The sequence below is a fragment of the Stenotrophomonas sp. STEN038 genome (genome assembly GCF_056759895.1).
This window is the reverse complement of the sequence record NZ_JBRRDW010000042.1, coordinates 24,997-41,911: the sequence shown is the minus strand read 5'-3', so window position 1 is coordinate 41,911 and position 16,915 is coordinate 24,997. Positions and strand designations below refer to the sequence as shown.

General features: G+C 63.4%; 13 protein-coding genes. 5 read left to right on the top strand and 8 right to left on the bottom strand.

The window, feature by feature from the left end; genetic code table 11:
• Positions 1 to 174 precede the first annotated feature (174 nt).
• The 6 genes from ACVOLS_RS16030 to ACVOLS_RS16005 form a co-directional block, all read right to left on the bottom strand.
• Positions 175 to 1,251 (bottom strand): alpha/beta fold hydrolase, encoded by a 1,077-nt coding sequence (locus tag ACVOLS_RS16030; protein ID WP_481546441.1) that lies wholly within the window; start codon positions 1,249 to 1,251, stop codon positions 175 to 177.
• Positions 1,252 to 1,730: 479 nt separating this feature from the next.
• On the bottom strand, positions 1,731 to 4,583 hold the full coding sequence (locus ACVOLS_RS16025; RefSeq protein ID WP_481546440.1) for a TonB-dependent receptor plug domain-containing protein: 2,853 nt from the start codon (positions 4,581 to 4,583) through the stop codon (positions 1,731 to 1,733).
• Positions 4,584 to 4,822: 239 nt separating this feature from the next.
• Positions 4,823 to 6,130, bottom strand: a complete 1,308-nt coding sequence (locus tag ACVOLS_RS16020) for an ABC transporter permease (RefSeq protein ID WP_481546439.1) — start codon at positions 6,128 to 6,130, stop codon at positions 4,823 to 4,825.
• A gap of 10 nt (positions 6,131 to 6,140) precedes the next feature.
• Positions 6,141 to 7,301 (bottom strand): ABC transporter permease, encoded by a 1,161-nt coding sequence (locus ACVOLS_RS16015; RefSeq protein ID WP_481546438.1) that lies wholly within the window; start codon positions 7,299 to 7,301, stop codon positions 6,141 to 6,143.
• A gap of 11 nt (positions 7,302 to 7,312) precedes the next feature.
• A complete protein-coding gene (locus ACVOLS_RS16010; RefSeq protein ID WP_481546437.1) occupies positions 7,313 to 7,999 on the bottom strand; it encodes an ABC transporter ATP-binding protein in 687 nt (228 codons plus the stop codon).
• A gap of 819 nt (positions 8,000 to 8,818) precedes the next feature.
• Entirely contained in the window at positions 8,819 to 10,069 is a 1,251-nt protein-coding gene (locus ACVOLS_RS16005; RefSeq protein WP_481546436.1) for an efflux RND transporter periplasmic adaptor subunit, read from the bottom strand.
• Positions 10,070 to 10,279: 210 nt separating this feature from the next.
• Here ACVOLS_RS16005 and ACVOLS_RS16000 point away from each other — a divergent pair, with 210 nt between their 5' ends.
• From ACVOLS_RS16000 to ACVOLS_RS15980, 5 genes are all read left to right on the top strand, one after another.
• Complete coding sequence (locus ACVOLS_RS16000) at positions 10,280 to 11,200, top strand: ABC transporter ATP-binding protein (RefSeq protein ID WP_481546443.1); 921 nt, start codon at positions 10,280 to 10,282, stop codon at positions 11,198 to 11,200.
• Between the two features lie 32 nt (positions 11,201 to 11,232).
• Positions 11,233 to 11,979, top strand: coding sequence for an ABC transporter permease (locus ACVOLS_RS15995; protein ID WP_481546435.1), 747 nt, complete (start codon positions 11,233 to 11,235; stop codon positions 11,977 to 11,979).
• A gap of 35 nt (positions 11,980 to 12,014) precedes the next feature.
• A complete protein-coding gene (locus ACVOLS_RS15990) occupies positions 12,015 to 13,220 on the top strand; it encodes a sensor histidine kinase (protein WP_481546434.1) in 1,206 nt (401 codons plus the stop codon).
• Positions 13,217 to 13,819 carry a response regulator transcription factor gene (locus tag ACVOLS_RS15985; protein WP_481537225.1) on the top strand — a complete coding sequence of 201 codons (603 nt, stop codon included), beginning with the start codon at positions 13,217 to 13,219 and terminating at the stop codon, positions 13,817 to 13,819. The genes ACVOLS_RS15990 and ACVOLS_RS15985 overlap by 4 nt, the downstream gene beginning before the upstream one ends.
• Before the next feature lie 320 nt (positions 13,820 to 14,139).
• Positions 14,140 to 14,892, top strand: coding sequence for a ThuA domain-containing protein (locus ACVOLS_RS15980; RefSeq protein ID WP_481546442.1), 753 nt, complete (start codon positions 14,140 to 14,142; stop codon positions 14,890 to 14,892).
• 5 nt (positions 14,893 to 14,897) lie between these two features.
• Here the strand turns inward: ACVOLS_RS15980 and ACVOLS_RS15975 are convergent, their stop codons facing one another.
• Together ACVOLS_RS15975 and ACVOLS_RS15970 are read right to left on the bottom strand one after the other, a co-directional pair.
• A complete protein-coding gene (locus tag ACVOLS_RS15975) occupies positions 14,898 to 15,434 on the bottom strand; it encodes a cytochrome b (protein WP_481546433.1) in 537 nt (178 codons plus the stop codon).
• Complete coding sequence (locus ACVOLS_RS15970) at positions 15,431 to 16,540, bottom strand: catalase family peroxidase (protein WP_481546432.1); 1,110 nt, start codon at positions 16,538 to 16,540, stop codon at positions 15,431 to 15,433. Before ACVOLS_RS15970 ends, ACVOLS_RS15975 begins: the two co-directional genes overlap by 4 nt.
• Positions 16,541 to 16,915: the final 375 nt, after the last annotated feature.

Here is a 16,915-nt window from a genome sequence, read left to right as displayed (position 1 = left end):
GCCACAGCCAGCGCCCGAGCCAGAGCCACAGCCACAGCCACAGCCACAGCCACAGCCACAGCCACAGCCAAAGCATTGGTATTGCCGGCGCTACCAGGAATGCCCCTGCCGAACATGGTTCGGCACTACGGGGTCGCGGGGCCTTGGTGAACCGTCACGAAAACCGTCGGTGACTCAACGACTCGCTGTCACCGTTGATGCACAGCGGCCATTGTCGTCAGCCTGCTCGAACCAGCTGTTCACCGCGCCCGATAGACGATCCAGACGCATCGGTAATGTCAGGTGGTCTTCGGCGGCGACTTCAAGATAGTGCGCGTGCGGCGCGGCCGCGGCCAATGCGCGGCCCTGTGCCACTGGAATGTGCTCGTCGTCGCGGCCGTGTATCAACAGCACGCAGGCGGGAACCTGTGCCAAGGCCTGACCGACGTCCACGCGGTCCAGATTGAGGCCCAGTTTGCGATCAGTGGTGGCGATGGCTTCATCCAAGCCGCGGCCACCGTATTGCCAGCGCGCCAGCGGCAAGGCGACATAGTCGCTCCAGCGTTCCGGTGGCTTGGCCAGCATATGTGGCACCATCGTGCGGATTGCTTCGCCGGCGTTGTCGAAGGATTCCATCGCCACGACGCTGCGCAGCTGCGGGCCCAGTTCACGCGCGGCGAAGATCGCGGTTGCGGCACCGTAGGAAACACCGAGCAGGTGCACCGGGCCGCTGATCTTGCCTTCGCTCTTCAGCGCTTTCAGTGCCGCGACCACATCCTCGCCTTCGCGCGTGCCATAGCCGGACAGTGCATGACCCGAACGACCGTGATTGCGTAGATCCAGCGCGATAGTGCGGTAGCCCTGTTGCGCCAGCTCCAGTGACCAGGGCATCAACGAGCCGCCATCCATCATCCAGCCATGCAGCAGGATCACCGTGCCGCGTGGCTGGATGTGGTTCCCGATGCTTGGCGCCGATGCTTCCAGCGAAAATTCCGGGAACCGTTCGCCTTTGCCTAGATAACGGTAGTCCAACCGGTAATCGCCCGGTTCAAACGACACCCAATGCAGGGCAACGCCATCGCTGCCGACAACGCTGCCCTGCTGATGCGGCAGGCGGGTGAGCAGGGCGTCGATACGTTCGGTGGGGACCAGCGGTGATGTGCCGCCAGGTGCGGCCAGGCGCTCGCTGAGCGACAGCGGGGGGACAGGAGAGGAGAGGGCAAAGCCGGCCAGCATCACGCAGACGCCAGCCAGCGCCAGCGAACGAAGCATGGCGGGATCCGGTTTGGGGAGCCTGCCACGGTAGCCACAAGGATGCGCTGCATCTACCGCGTGGCGATGACAGGTAGATGACCGTTGTGTGGTGTTTGGGTTGCTTGGTGTGCCGGTGTCGGCCGGACCTGGGATCTTGCCCTGATCGAAGCTGGTGAACGTGGAAAACTGCGGCGGTTTGTGGGAGCGGCGTGAGCCGCGAAGCAGACCGTGTACCCGTGATCAACGATTGTGCAATTGCAGCCTGTTCTGTCTTCCGAGCAGTAATGCTGGATTATCTGGTGAAGCGGGTAGAGCTGCCCTCACCCCAACCCCCGCTAAGCGCCCCGGCCCTTGCGCTGGCGCAAGGGCGCTCGAGTGACCGCGAACCTGTGGTTCGCAAGCGGCCCCTCTCCCCCCGCAGGCGGGAGAGGGGCTTCAAGCGCAGCGTGGCGGATGGCTGACTATGTCATCGCCATCCGACGCTGTTGTTACTTGGATCAGAAGCGCTGCTGGTACTTCATGTACATGAAACGACCGATGTCGAAGCCACCGTAGTAGGTGAAGCTGCTATTCGGCTGGCTGTACATGATCGGGCCTTCGTGCTTGAACACGTTGTTGACGCCCAGCGACACGGTGCCGTTCCACGGCATGGCATAACGCACCTGCAGGTCGTGGAAGGTGTTGGAACCCAGCTTGCGGCTCGGCTGCATGTCGGTGTAAGCCGACTGGAAGTCCGGCATGTTGCACTCCGGGCCACCGTCCAGGTCGTAGGAGCACTTCTCCTTCATGCTGGAGTAGTAACGGGTAGTCCAGCTCGCGCCGAAGTTGCCGTTCTGCCAATCCAGCGTCAGGTTGGAGCGCACGCGGAAGTTGCCTTCCCAGCCAGTGAACTGTTCGACCGGGGTGGTCTCGACGTTATCGCTCTTGCGCGACAGGTAGTCCACATACGTGGTGTTCCAACGCAGCGACAGCTGGCCGTACGCCATTTCCGGCAGACGGTAGCGGACACCGAGGTCGTAGCCGGCGGTTTCCTGGAAACCGGCGTTGTTCAACGAACGGTTCATGCCACTCACCTGGCCCTTGTTGGCGCCGGAGCTGTAGCGGGTGAAGCGGTCGCAGGCCGAGCTGATGTTCTGCACGTAGCACTGGTTGAGGATGTCAGTGGCCGACTCGCCGACGATCACGTCATCGATGCGGATCTTCCACCAGTCCAGGCTCAGGTCCAGGCCGCTGACGAAGTCCGGGCTGTAGACCAGGCCGACGGTCCAGGTCTTGGCGGTTTCCGGCTTCAGCGCGGCGTTGGAGCCGGAGGTGAAGTCGGTGACGGCCTGTACGCCGGAGATGGTAGCCAGTTCGCCGTCGCCGGTCTTCTGGCGGAAGTCGGCGCCAAGGCCGGCGGCGCTGCAGCGTGCAGCTACTTCAGCATTGCGTGCGGCTGCACCGAACGAGCGATCGCAGGGATCGGTGACGCGGTCACGGGTGGTGACGGTGCCGCCGTACAGGTCGTCCACGGTCGGCGCACGGAAGCCGGTGCCGTAGGTGGCGCGGACCAACAAGGTGTCGATCGGCTTCCACTTCAGGCCGAACTTGCCGTTGGTGGTGCCACCGAAGTTGTTGTAGTCCGAGTAACGGCCGGCCAGGTCCAGCGACAGTTCACGTGCGAACGGCAGGTCGGCCAGCAACGGTACCTGCACTTCCAGGTAGACCTCGTCCAGCTTGTAATCGCCACGCGTCGGTGCGCCACTGGTGCCGGCGATCTGGCCGTTCTGCACCATCAGGTCCGGGGTGTAGCTGGCCTCTTCGCTGCGGTGCTCCACGCCCATCGCCGCCATGATGTCACCGGCCGGCAGGCTTGCCAGCGAGCCGGAGATGTTGGCGCTGACCACCTTGGTGGTGCTTCGCATTTCATCGGTGAAGCGGGTGAAGATGTAGTCGCGCACCGCCTTGTCGCTGAGCGAGCCGGGGGTGTTGCTGCCTGCCGGTGCCAGCGGATTCCACGGCACGCAACCTTCGATCACGTTGCCGAGGCTGCCGCAGCGGGCAACGCCGCTGGCATCGATGAAGGACGGGCCGACGGCCAGGTTGACGTTCGGCTGGTACATGCTCTGCAGGCTCTGGCGCTCGCCTTCATTGCGGTTGTACATGTAGCTCACGTTCCAGTCCCAGAAGCGGGAGCCGGTCTCGAAGCTGCCTTCCAGGCCAAGGCTGGCGCGCTTGGTGGTCAGCGCGTTGTTGGTCACACGCGGGTATTCCTCGGTGCGACGCGAGAACAGCACGTCCTTGCCCCAATGGTTGAATGCGCTCTCGGCCGAGAGTGCGGCACGTGCGCCGCTGGCTGCCTGTGCAGCCGACACCGAGTACGGGTAACCGGCGAGTTGCTTGGCCGACTCGCGCTCGCTGTACAGAACGTCGGCGACAACGCGCAGATCGTCGGTGATCTGGAAACCACCATTGGCAAAGGCCGACTTGCGCTCCAGCGAGGAGAGCAGCGTCATGTTGGTCTTGGTGTTGGCGTAGGTCGCCGGGTCCGGCTTGTGGAAGTTGGCGACATCGGACGGATCGCCGCCCGGGCCGACGGTGAGCGGCTTGCCGTCGACGGTGACCGAACCCCACTGGGTATTGCCGTTCAGGCCATCGGTCGGATGGTAGGGGCCGTTGGGATAGGCGGTGAATTCGCGGGCGCCACCCAGGACCGGATCTTCCTTGGTCTTTTCGGCGCCAATGCTGAACCAGCCGCGGTCGAAGGTCTTGCCGAAATTGGCGCTGTAGGAGCGCTTCTGGCCGTCGCCTTCGCCGTACTGGCCGACATAGGCGCTGGCGTTGCCGCCGTCGAAGTTCTTGCGGGTGATGACGTTGACGACGCCGGCGATGGCGTCCGAGCCGTACAGTGCCGAAGCACCGTCGGTCAGCACTTCAACGCGCTCGACGATGGCCGAGGGAATCGAACCGACGTCGGAGAAGCCGCCGGCGCTGACGCCCATGCGGCGGCCGTCGATCAGCACCAGGGTGCGTTCCGGGCCAAGGTTGCGCAGGCTGACATACATGCCGCCGTAGTCACGGCCCGACGACAGCGCCGAGGCGCGGCTCAGCGACGGTGCGCCGGCGGCGGTGACGTCCTGCAGGATGTCGGCGACGTTGACGTAGCCCTTCTTCTCGATTTCCGCACGGCTCAAGGCGATGACCGGCTGGGCGGTCTCAACGCTGGCTTGGCGGATGCGTGAACCGGTGATCTCGATGCGGTCCAGGGTGGTGGTGGTCTCGCCCGCATCCTGTGCGAACGCGGTGAGGCTGGAGCTGCCGAGCAACGCGAGGGTGATCGCGGAGCACAGTTTGGTCGACTTCAAATACATCTCTTTCGGTTTTCCTTTATACCAACTACAAAAAAAGCGCCCTTTTTGGGGCGCCGTCACAGATGCATCACCGTTGGGGGAGGGACACAGCATCTGCCATCACAGCTCCGCTGGCCGCCGGGACTTGGGCGGGGGCGCATGATGACCTAAACGGATAGATGCGTGAAGGTAGACTTTCCGCCAACCCACCTGCACGAGGGCAGGTGGGTTGTTTTTTGTGCGGGCTACGCCGTATTCAGTCAGGTTTCGCGCAGTGCTGTTGTGATCGGCAGGCGCGCTGCACGCAATGCGGGAAACAGGCCGCCAATCAGGCCAATTCCCAATGCCCACTTCAATCCGCTCCACAACAGTGGTGGCGAGACCTTGAACTGGAACACCACCTGACTGAAGTTGTTGCCCAACGTGGAAACAGTGAAGTTGTTGAATGCCAACCAGGCGATCGCCCCGCCCAGCAAGCCGCCCAGCAAGGCCAGCAGCATGGTTTCCAGCATCACCGCGGTCACCACCGGCACCCCACGGAAACCAATTGCACGCAGCGTTGCGATCTCGCGCGCACGTGTGGCGACGGCGGCATACATGGTGTTGAGTGCGCCGAACACCGCGCCCACCGCCATGATCGCGCCGATCACCGTGCCCAGCACCTTGAGCAGCTTGTTCAAGCCGCCGCCCTGCTTGCGGTAATACTCGGCCGTGCTTTCGACATCGAGCTTGAGCCGCGGATCGCTGGCGACGGCTGCCTTGAAGCTCTCAAAGCCCTGCTTGCCCTCGGTGCGCACGCTGATCGATTGCCAGGCACTGCGGTTGTAGGTGGTGGCCAGCGTCTGCGCATCGGTCCACAACTCCGAATCATGCGCATCGCCGGACTCGAAGATACCGACCACCGTCCACGCTTGATTGCCAAGCATCAACTCCTTGCCAACCTCCAGGCCCTGGAACTGCTTCTGCGCACCACGGCCGGCGACGATTTCACGCAGGCCGGCACCGAACTTGCGGCCTTCGACCAGCTTTACCTTGTCGTGCACTGCCCAGGCCTGCTCACCGACACCACGGAACTGTGCGTTGACATCGGTGCCGTCGCTGCGTGAGGTGAGGTTGACCACCTGCGAGACCTCAGCAGATACCAACGGCCGGCCATCTTCGCCGCGCTTCACACCTGGCAGGGTTTCCAGCAAGGGCACCTGATCGCGGGTGATCACCGAGTTGGTCTCGGCCTGCGAGCCGCCGCGCAGGACGATTGCGGTGCTGTCATCACCGGTGCTTTCCAGCGTGGCCTGGAAGCCCTGGCCCATCGCCAGCATCGCTACCAGCACGCCGACCACTCCGGCAATACCAATCACGATCACCGAGGAGGACCCCCAGCGTTGCGGCAGACTGGCAAGACCAATCCGGGTTGCAGCCAGTGCCAGCCGCCCGGTGCGTGTGAGCATCAGCCACAGTGCGATCGCCACCGCGAGCACCGCCACCCCTATCCATGGCAGCGCGATCCACACGCCAAGGCCAACCACCAACAGCACGATCACCAGCGCATTCGAAAGAAAATTCTTCATGTCGTTGTCCTCAGCGCCCGGCCAGTGCGTCGACGATCTTCAGGCGCTTGGCCCGCAGTGCCGGCAACACGCCCACCACTAAACCGATCACCACGATCAGCACCAGGCCCACGATCCAGGTCTGTGCCGGCACGTGCGGCGGCAGCAGGCCCATGGTCTGTGGCGCCATCACCGGCAGCGCCAGCGCGGCGAGTCCCAAGCCGATCGCACCTCCCAGGCCGACCAGCACGATGGATTCCACCATCACCAGCATCAGCATGGTGCCGTCCTTGAAGCCCAGTGTTTTCAGCGTGGCAAGTTCGGGTACGCGTTCACGCACGGCCTGGGCCATGGTGTTGCCGGTGAGCAGCAGCAAGGTAAAGAACACCGCACCCATGATCGAGGTGACGATCATGCCGATGTCGGCGAACTGCTTGATGAAGGCCTGCTGGAAGGCAGACTCGGTCTGGCTCTTGGTTTCGTGGTCGGAATTGGCCGAGATCGCATCGATGGCCTGTGCCACGCGTGAGGCGTGATCGGGGTTGTCGAGGCGCACGGTGTACCAACTGACCTGGTTCTTGATGTAGTCATTGGATTCATCGAAGTACTTCCAGTTCATCATCAACTGGCGCTCTTCGTTGGCAGCGGTGGCGGTGTTCTTGGATTTGAAGGTGCCGACCAGCTGCAACGGCCAATCGTTGCTGCCGCCACGCGGGAAGATGGTGGCCTGCAGCGGAATGGTGTCGCCTATCTTCCAACCGAACTGCTTGGCCAGCGATTCACCGACGATGGCACCGGTACGCGTGTTGCGGAACGCGTCCACCTGCTCCTTGGAGATGTCGAACTCGGTCATCAGGTCGAAGTAGTTCGGTGCGACCGAGAAGTTCGGGAAGAAATTCTTCTGGTCCTGGTAGATGCCACCGAACCACATGGCATAGGTGACGTCGTCAACGCCCTCGATCTGGCGGATCTGCGATTCCAGTCGGATAGGCAGTGACTGGGTGATGGACAGACGCGAGGCCACCACCAGTCGGTTGGCTCCGGCCACGGTGCTGCCACCGCTGGCAAAGGCCACGCGTACCGAGTCCAGCATGCCGAACAACAGGAAGGCTGTAACGATGGAGAGCAGGGTGAACAACGTACGCGTGCGGCTGCGGAACAGCTGCGCCCAGATCAATGAGAAGTACTTCATGGCCGTGCTCCTCAGTGCACCGGGGCGTCGACCAGCTCGCCCTTGTCCAGATGCACGGTATGGGTGGCGTACTCGGCGGCCTTGGGATCATGGGTGACCATGATGATGGTCTTGCCGTGTTCGCGGTTGAGCAGCTGCAGCAGTCCCAGCACTTCCTCGGCGCTTTGGCGGTCGAGGTCACCGGTGGGCTCGTCGCAGATCAGGAAAGTGGGGTCGGAGACGATGGCGCGGGCAATCGCAACGCGTTGCTGCTGGCCGCCGGACAGCTCATTGGGCCGATGATCGCGGCGATCCGCCAGGCCGACCAGGGTCAATGCGATCTGCGCGCGGCGCTTGCGCTCACCGGCGTTGAGGTTGGTCAGCAGCAGCGGCAGCTCGACGTTCTTCTGCGCGCTGAGCATGGGCATCAGGTTGTAGAACTGGAACACGAAGCCGACGTGGTGACTGCGCCAGGTGGAGAGCTGGCCGGCGCTGAGCTGGTCGATGCGCTGGTCTTCGATGTTGATCTCACCGCCGCTGGGGGTATCCAGCCCGCCGATCAGGTTGAGCAGGGTGGTCTTGCCCGAACCCGAGGGGCCCATCAGCGCGACAAAGTCGCCGCGGTCGATGTCGAGGTTGATGCCGTGCAGTACCTGCACTTTTTCCGGGCCACGCTGGTAGGTCTTGGTGATGTTGCGCAGGGAGACGAGGGTGCTCATGGATGATCCTCAGCAGTGACGCGGTGGTGTGTAGTGTGTGATTCGTGATGTTGGAATGGTTGGCTTTGCTTCTGGCCCCCTCTCTTTGCTGAAGGCAAGGGGACGGGTTGGGTGGGGGCTTTGGCCGTAGTTTTGGCTCTGGCTCTGGCTCTGGCTCTGGCTGTGGCTCTGGCTCTGGCTGTGGCTGTGGCTTTGGCCGTTGCTGTGTTGTGGTTTTTGTTGTGGCTTTTGCTTTCCCCTCTCCCGCCAGCGGGAGAGGGGTAGGGGTGAGGGCAGCTTTTGCTCCTGCCGTTGGCTTCTGCAGTGCCTTTGCTTCATGTGATGCCGTGGTCGCCAAGAACAGCAACGGTTTTCACTCCCCTGCGGGGAGCGAGTCACTTTGACCAGCCATTCGGCTGTTAAAGAGCTCTTCTTTGCTTGTGCATAGAACAAGTAACCAAAAGAAACACACCCTGCCTCCGCGCCCACGATGCTCCGCATCGCGGGTCCACTCCGCTGCCGGGATTTTTCGACGAGACATCCCTGTCTCGTGGAAAAACGACGTGCATCCATGCACGTCGCCCCGTTGGGGTCTTATCCGTCAGCTCCGTCGCTGCGGAAGGGGCCCCGATAAGGCAAGAGCTAAAGCTGCCCTCATCCCAACCCTTCTCCCGCAGGCGGGAGAAGGGCTAAAGCAACAGCTGAAGCAATGGCTAGAGCAACAGCAAAAGCAAAAGCAAAAGCAAAAGCAGCAGCAGCAACAGCAACAGCAACAGCAACAGCGCTACTTCAGTGCATCAGGTGGTTCGTGCCAGCGCAGCAAAGATCACAAGCCCGCGCTTACTTCTCTGCGCCTTCCAATGCCACCTTGTCGCCATCCTTCAATTCAGCAGCTGGGCTGAGCACTACCGTCTGTCCGGCACTCAATCCCGATAGCACCTGCTTGTCCTTGGCCAATACCTGGCCTACTTCCAGTGCCTGCTGTTTCACCTTGTCATCGGCCTGCACCACAAAGGCGACCGGCTTGCCCTCACGTTCGAAAATCGCAGCAGCCGGTACGCGCACACCCTTGGGTCCTTCAGTGCCAGCAGCAGCGGCCTTTTCAAGGAAGCTCACGCGTACGCCCATCTCCGGCACGATGCGCGGATCCTTGGTCTCCAGTGCAACGCGCACCTTTACCGTGGCCTTGCCGCGATCAGCAGTGGGAATGATGGCGATCACATGGCCCGGAATCTTCCAGTCCGGATAGGCGTTGAGCACGGTTTCTACCGGCATCTGCGGCTGTACGCGGCCGATGAAGGCTTCGCCTACTTCCACTTCCACTTCCAGTGAATCCATGTCGACGATGGTGCCGATACCGGTACGGGTGAAGCCACCGCCGGCCGACAGCGGCGACACGATCTCGCCCGGCTGTGCGGCCTTGGCCGTCACCACGCCGGAGAACGGCGCGCGCACCACGTTGTTGTCCACGCCCAGGTCGGCGATGGCCAGTGCGTCCAGCGCCACCTTGGCGTTGTGACGGGCGGTCTGCAGCTGCGCGCGCAGGCTGTCACGTGCGGCCACAGCCTGGTCGTACTGCGAGCGGGAGACAAGTTGCTGGCCTACCAGCGATTGCAGACGGCTGGCCTCAGCCTCGGCCTGGCGCAGCTGCGCCTGCAGGCCTTCGGTCTGGCTGCGGGCGGCGTCGAGCTGGGCGGCGTTGAGGCTGCGCTGTGCATTGGCGTCGATCGGGTCCAGTGTCGCCATGATCTGGCCTTCTTCGACCCGCATGCCTTCCTCGATCATCACCTCGCGGACTTTGCCGGTGATCTTGGCCGACACGGTTGCCATGCGCCGGGCCACCACGTAGCCACTGGCGTCCAGCACCGAACTGTTACCGGCACCGGCCTGGTTCATCGCCACTACCGGCGCGGTCTGCACCGTCATCGGCGGTTTACCGCCCACCATGGCGCCAATACCAAGCGCTACCAGCAGGGCCACTACCAGCCCGATCACCAACCACAGCCAGCGCCGCGACGGCGTAGGGCCGCGCGGCGGCGGGGCGGAGCGGTCGATGCGGAGTTCCTTCAGCAGTTCAGCAGATGCATTCATGGGTAGCAGGACGGCGTGGGAGGGAGAATGTGACCGCAACTTACCGCAATCCGTCGCGGTCGGCAGCGATGGTTCGGCTTGGACGAATCATAGGCAGCGCCTGCCCGGCGCGCAGGTGACGGCTGTCATGCGCTTTGCCTGATCGCCTGCACTGCGGGAATCGGCGTCAGCGGCCTAACGTGGCGCCATCCCCGGAAGGAAGCGATGGCAATGGAACGATACGGCGAGGTACTGGCAAGCCTGCAGGGCGTGCACAAGCATTACGGCGCGGTGCGCGCACTGGACGGCGTCGATCTGGAGCTGAAGGCGGGGCAGGTGCTGGCCTTGCTCGGCCCCAATGGCGCGGGCAAGACCACGGCCATCGGCCTGCTGCTTGGCCTGCTGCGTGCTGATGCTGGCCAGGTGCAGCTGTTCGGGCAGGATCCACAGCGGCTGTGCGCACGTCGCGGCATCGGTGTGATGCTGCAGAGCGCGGCGCTGCCGGAGACGTTGAGCGTGTCCGAACTGATACGGCTCTCGGCCAGCTATTACCCGGCCCCGCGTGTCCTGTCGGAGACTGCTGCACTGGCTGGTATCGAGGATCTGCTGCAGCGCCGCTACGGCAAGCTGTCCGGCGGGCAGCAGCGGCGGGTGCAGTTCGCCCTCGCCATCTGCGGGCGGCCACGGCTGCTGTTCCTGGACGAGCCGACGGTTGGCCTGGACCTGCCGGCCCGGCAGCAGCTGTGGGCGACGGTGCGCGCCCTGGTCGGCGAGGGCGCGGCGGTGGTGCTGACCACGCACTACCTGGAGGAAGCCGAGCGTCTGGCCGATCGTGTCTGCGTGTTGTTGCGTGGTCGCATCGTCAGCGACGGCAGCGTCGATGCACTGCGTGCGCGGGTCGTCCATCGCAGCATCCGCTGCGTCAGCACCTTGGATGTGGCGGTGCTGGCGTCCTGGCCGGGGGTGGTGCAGATCAGCCGGGACGGCGACTACCTGCAGCTGCGCAGCGACCGCGTCGAAAGCGTGGTGCGGCAACTATTGCAGGCAGACCCTGCGCTATCCGGACTGGAGGTGCAGCCGGCTGGCCTGGGCGAAGCCTTCACCGATCTGACTGCGGCCGATGCTGCGCAAACACAACGTGAGGCAGCCTGATGAACAGCCAATACGAATCCATGCTGCCTGTGATGTCGTCCCGCCAAGTGCTGGGTGCCTATCTGCAGGAGAGCCGTGCCGAATGCCTGCGCTATCTGCGCTACCCCGGTTTCGTGTTGCCGACATTACTTTTCCCGGCGGTGTTCTATCTGCTGTTCGCGGTGCTGCTCGGCCACACGCAGCCTGCCCAGGCCGCCCGCTTCCTGCTGGGCAGCTATGTCACCTTCGGGGTGATGGCGCCGGGCCTGTTCGGCTTTGGCATCGCGCTGGCGTTGGAGCGTGACAACGGCCTGCTCACCCTCAAGCGCGCGATGCCGATGCCACCGCTGGCCTATCTGCTCGGCAAGATGGTGATGGCGATGCTGACCGCGCTGGCCATCGTGGTGATTCTGCAGCTGTTGGCCACCACCGTGGCCGGGGTGCAGCTCAATGCCTCGCAGATGCTGCGGCTGACCGCGGTGGCAACCCTGGGCACATTGCCGTTCTGCGCGCTGGGTTTGCTGCTGGGCACGTTGGCCAAAGGCAATGGTGCCGCTGCGGTGATCAACCTGGTCTACCTGCCGATGGCGGTGCTGTCGGGGCTGTGGTTCCCGCTGAAGGTGCTCCCGCCGCTGCTGCGCGACCTGGCGGTGATCTGGCCCAGTCATCATCTGAACATGCTGGCGCAGGGCGCGCTCGACTTCGAGGTGGGCAGCGCCTGGCCGCATGTGCTGTGGTTGCTCGCATTCACCGTGGCCGTCACAGCGGTGGCTGGTTGGCGACTGCGCCGCCACGGCTGATGGCATCATTACCGCATTGCATAGGATGAACGCCGATGGGATTGCAGCGCCCTGAATGGTTGAAGCCGGCACCGGATTCGGTGGTGGCCGACAACATCAAGCTCGGCAAATGGCCATGGGTCGACGCCGTGCATCTGCTGTGGACGGTATGGGTGTTCATCACACCGATGTTCGGTGCGGGCTACACCCTGCGCTGGGCGCTGATCACACTGTGGTCGTTCCCGCTGTTCATCCTGTTCTACATGTTGACGCTGACAAGCGCGCGGCGGCATGCGCCGATCTTCGCGCTGGCGATGATCGTGTTGTCGATGGCCTTGCTGCCGATCTATCCCTCCGGCATGAACTACTTCGTGTTTGGTTGCGTGATGCTGCGGACCAACCGTTGCATCAGCACGCGGCAGTACATGTTCGAACTGGCGCTGCTGAACCTGGCGTTCCTGTCGCTTGCCTGGTGGATTGGCTACCCGTGGCAGGTGATTGCATGGATTCCGGCATTGGCGGTGATCATCGGTTTGATCGTCAATGTAGAGCGCTCGAGCAGCGAGAAGGACGCCGCGCTACGGCTCTCGCACGAAGAAGTGCGGCGCTTGGCGGCAACCGCGGAGCGCGAGCGCATTGGGCGTGATCTGCATGACTTGTTGGGTCATACGCTTTCACTGATCACCTTGAAGATGGAGTTGTCGCGCAAGCTGTTCGAGCGTGACCCGCAGCGTTCGCAGCGGGAGCTGGCCGAGGCCGAGCAGATCGCGCGCGATGCACTGGCCCAGGTACGCAGCGCGGTTACCGGCTTCCGCGCTGCGGATCTGGCAGCCGAGCTGGCGTCTGCACATCTGCTGCTGGAATCCTCGCGGGTGCACCTGCGCTATGCACCGCCGCCGGCGATGCCCGCGTGGATCGAGGCTGGCTTGTCGATGGTGCTGCGCGAGGCAGCCACCAACATCGCCCGCCATGCGCAAGCCAATGAGTCACTGATCAGCATCAACGTATTGCCGGAGGCGGTGCTGATGGAGGTCGTCGACGATGGTCGCGGTGGCGTTTCGGCCAATGGCAACGGATTGGCTGGAATGCGCGAGCGCGTCTTGGCATTGGGTGGTGAACTGCAGATCGAGTCGCCGAAGGGGCAAGGCACCCGGTTGAAGGTTCGCATTCCGATACAGGAACAACGGATGGTCTACGAATCCGTGCCGAACACCGCGCAGCTTGATTCGGCAAACCTGCCGGCGCAGGGAGCGGGCGCATGATCCGTATCCTGCTGGCCGAGGATCAGGCGATGGTGCGCGGTGCACTGTCGGCCTTGCTCAATCTTGAAACCGATATCGAAGTGATAGGCACCGCCGCCGATGGTGAGATCGCCTGGCGCGAACTGCAGCGGCTGAAGCCGGACATCCTGGTCACCGATATTGAAATGCCATTGCTGACCGGGTTGGAATTGGCGCAACGCGTGCAACGTCATCAGCTGCCAATCAAGGTGGTGATAGTCACCACGTTTGCCCGCAGCGGCTTCCTGCGACGCGCATTGGATGCGGGCGTGCAGGGCTACCTGCTCAAGGACGCGCCAGCTGAAAAACTCGCCGATGCCCTGCGTCAGGTGCAGCGCGGTGGTCGCGCGATCGATCCGCAGTTGGCGGTGGAAGCCTGGTCCGAGGCCGATCCGTTGAATGACCGTGAGCGGCAGGTGTTGCGACTGGCAGGTGAGGGCCGCTCGGCCAATGAGATCGCCGAGCAGCTCGGCCTGTCGCACGGCACCGTGCGTAATTATCTTTCCGAATGCATCGGCAAGCTCGGCGTTGCCAACCGCATCGAAGCGCACCGCGTAGCACGCCAAAAGGGCTGGCTGTAGTGCCGAGCCATGCTCGGCAGGGGCTTCCCCAACAAATCCAACCTACGTAGTGCCGAGCCATGCTCGGCAGATGCTTTCCCAACAAAGCCAACCAACGTAGCGCCGAGCCATGCTCGGCAGACTGGTTACGCGCGAGCCGGATCCCATTGCATCGGGCACGTTGCGTGCTTCGCGGCTTACGCCGCTCCTACAAACGGGTGGCGGTATGCCTTTATCCGCAGGAGCTATGAAATTTCAGCAACGCCGCCGCTGGCGCATCGACAGCACACTATGCTCGCCGCAACCCCGGGCAGGAACTGGACATGCGACGTAGATGCTGGATGTTGGTGGTAATGCTGTTTGCCTGCAGCCCGGCCTGGGCGCAGCAGTTCAAGGTACTGGTCGCTGCAATCCCCAATCAGTACCACCATGACTACATCCCGGTGGCCAAGCCGCAGTTCGAGGCGCTGGCGCGGCAACACTACTTCGCGCTGACCTGGGCGTGGAACACCAGTGCGTTCGATCAGGATCTGGCGCAGTACGACGCCATCGTGCTGCTCAACACCCCGGCCACCGAGCTGTCGCCCGCGCAGCGCGAGAAATTCCAGCAGTACGTGCGCAATGGTGGTGGTGTGGTCGCCGTGCACAAGGCGTTCGCGATACGGCGCGGTGAGTGGGCGTGGTACGACCGCATGATCGGCCGCTCATTCCGCACTCATCCCTACCTGCAGACCGCCATGGTCGATGTGGTCAACCGTGATTTCCCGGCGACCGCAGGTCTTCCGCAGCGCTGGCTGTGGAGTGATGAGTGGTACGAGTACGACCCGCCGTACAGCGATGAACTGGTCACGCTGCTGGCGGTCGATGAGCGCAGCTACGATCCCACGCTGATCTGGCCGGGCCAGGTTGCCAAGGGCATGGGCAGGGATCATCCAGTGGCCTGGTATCACCGTTTCGAAGGCGGCCGCATATTCGCCACCGCGTTGGGTCATCAGGCCGAGGCCTATAACGATCCACGCTATCTGGAGCACCTGTACGGCGGCATCTATTGGGCCGCTACCGGCAAGGGCGAGGGCAAGCCGCCCGCGCCCTGAATGCATCAGCGGCGTGGGCCGCGCGCCATCGCCTGGAACACGCCATCGCGGCGCACCCAGGCGTGGAACAAGGCGGCACCCACATGCATCAGCACCGTGGCGAACAGCAGGTAAGCGAGCAGACTGTGTGCATTGCGCAGCAGCGCATACAGCGATGGCGTATGCGGCGCGATAGCCGGCAGCTGCACGCCGCCCCACAGCACGATGGGATAGCCGCCTGCTGACAGCATGGCCCAGCCGATCAGCGGCATCGCCAGCATCAATGCATACAACAGCCAATGCGATGCGGTGGCTGCCCATGCCTGCCATGCGGGCAGATCAGCGGGTAGCGGCGGTGGTCGGTGACGCAGGCGGTTGTACAGGCGCAACAGGACCAGCACGAAGATCAGGATGCCGAGCGGTCGATGCAGGTTGATCAGACCAGGACGCAGATGCACCGAGGAAACCATGGTCACGCCGATGAACAGCATCGCCAGGATAAGCAGAGCCATGCTCCAGTGCAGCACGCGCGCCAGCAGGTTGAAGTGTCCGTTGCTGCTCATGGCTGCACCTGTGCGTTGTCACGCGCAGCTTCGCCGGTCGCGCGCTCGCGTTCGCGGCGATTGAAGGATTGCGAGTACACCGCCGAACGGGCGGCGAGGATAGGGTCGTCGCTGCCTTCGACGCCGTCGGGCAGGATCAGCGGATCGAAGTTGAGGTCGTTGCAGCTGCCTTGTTCCTGCGGTTGCATCCGGTCGATGCTGAGTACGCCAGCGACGACTTGTTCGCGCTCGGCCGGCCATGGCACCGACGGGTCATTGATCGCGTCCTGTGAGCTGGCAAGCGTTACCACCAGATTCCAACGAACCGGGCCCAGTGCGAGCCGCTGCTGCAGATCCTGGCTGAGGAAATCCACGTCGGCCTGTTCGCGGCTGGCGGCATCCAGTTCACGCGGCGTGACCTGTGGCTGCCAGCGCCAACGCACTGCACGGCGTTGCCCCTGCGCGTTCGTGAACCAGAAGCTGTTGACGCTGTTGAACTCGGTGCTGGCCCAGCTGTCGGTCCACGGCGCGGTCTTGGCCCATTGGGTGAAGGCACGGGCGCTCGGATATTTTTCCTGGATCGCGGCCAGCTTGGCCGGGTCCGGCTTGCCGGTGGCCGGGTCGGGGATCTGCGCGCGGGTCTGCTCGTAGAAGGCTTCCGGTGTGGCCACGGCGAGGAACGGGAAGCTGTTCATGGCCATGCGCCATTGCTGGCCGTCGTCGCTGCTCAGCTGCACGGCAATGCTGCGAACCCGGGCATTGTTGTCGGCGCCATGTGGGTTGCCGCCGCCTATCGACAAACGGCCGAGCACTGGCACGCGTTGTTGTTCGAACATGCGGGCGTGTGACAGCTGTGATGCCTGTGCGCTGGGTTCGAACCAACCGCTGACGCATACGCCTTTGCTGTGGGCGCGACGAAAGCCGGGGTGGTTGGCGCCGGTGGCTTCGATAGCGTTGGTGAGGTTCTGCGCGGTCAGCCGATCGCGACCGATCCAACCGGCAAGCCAGGCAAAGCCGAGTGCGACTGCGCCGAGGATCAGCGCGATCAATGCGATCCAGGGCAGGGGAGAGTGCGGCTGGCTGCCGCGCGCTTGCCCGCCGTGGCGGGTGAATTTGAATAGGGGCATTGCGGTACCAGTCGTGTCTGACGGGAGCGTGGTGCCGCTATACGGTGGCAGAAGTGGCTGCGGAGGGCCAGCTTTGCGCTTTGCTCCCTTCCTTGCGCGTAGCGCAGAGGCTTTCAGCTCCCTCCCTTGCACGCAGTGCAGGGGAGGGTTGGGGAGGGGTGAGCTTTTGCGCTATTTCTTTCGCTTTTTTCGCTTAGATCGCAGTGCGCAAAAAAGCCAAAGCCAAAGCCAAAGCTCCCCTCATCCCAACCCTTCTCCCGCAGGCGGGAGAAGGGCTAAGGCAACGGCTGAAGCCAGAGCAACAGCCAAAGCCAAAGCCAAAGCCAAAGCCAAAGCCAAAGCCAAAGCCAAAGCCAAAGCCAAAGCACCCCTCCC

Coding starts and splice junctions, on each gene's coding strand:
- ACVOLS_RS16000 (WP_481546443.1), top strand. CDS start 10,280: ATGGAACGATACGGCGAGGTACTGGCAAGCCTGCAGGGCGTGCACAAG.
- ACVOLS_RS15980 (WP_481546442.1), top strand. CDS start 14,140: ATGTTGGTGGTAATGCTGTTTGCCTGCAGCCCGGCCTGGGCGCAGCAG.
- ACVOLS_RS16030 (WP_481546441.1), bottom strand. CDS start 1,251: ATGCTTCGTTCGCTGGCGCTGGCTGGCGTCTGCGTGATGCTGGCCGGC.
- ACVOLS_RS16025 (WP_481546440.1), bottom strand. CDS start 4,583: ATGTATTTGAAGTCGACCAAACTGTGCTCCGCGATCACCCTCGCGTTG.
- ACVOLS_RS15995 (WP_481546435.1), top strand. CDS start 11,233: ATGTCGTCCCGCCAAGTGCTGGGTGCCTATCTGCAGGAGAGCCGTGCC.
- ACVOLS_RS16020 (WP_481546439.1), bottom strand. CDS start 6,130: ATGAAGAATTTTCTTTCGAATGCGCTGGTGATCGTGCTGTTGGTGGTT.
- ACVOLS_RS15990 (WP_481546434.1), top strand. CDS start 12,015: ATGGGATTGCAGCGCCCTGAATGGTTGAAGCCGGCACCGGATTCGGTG.
- ACVOLS_RS15985 (WP_481537225.1), top strand. CDS start 13,217: ATGATCCGTATCCTGCTGGCCGAGGATCAGGCGATGGTGCGCGGTGCA.
- ACVOLS_RS15970 (WP_481546432.1), bottom strand. CDS start 16,540: ATGCCCCTATTCAAATTCACCCGCCACGGCGGGCAAGCGCGCGGCAGC.
- ACVOLS_RS16015 (WP_481546438.1), bottom strand. CDS start 7,301: ATGAAGTACTTCTCATTGATCTGGGCGCAGCTGTTCCGCAGCCGCACG.
- ACVOLS_RS16005 (WP_481546436.1), bottom strand. CDS start 10,069: ATGAATGCATCTGCTGAACTGCTGAAGGAACTCCGCATCGACCGCTCC.
- ACVOLS_RS15975 (WP_481546433.1), bottom strand. CDS start 15,434: ATGAGCAGCAACGGACACTTCAACCTGCTGGCGCGCGTGCTGCACTGG.
- ACVOLS_RS16010 (WP_481546437.1), bottom strand. CDS start 7,999: ATGAGCACCCTCGTCTCCCTGCGCAACATCACCAAGACCTACCAGCGT.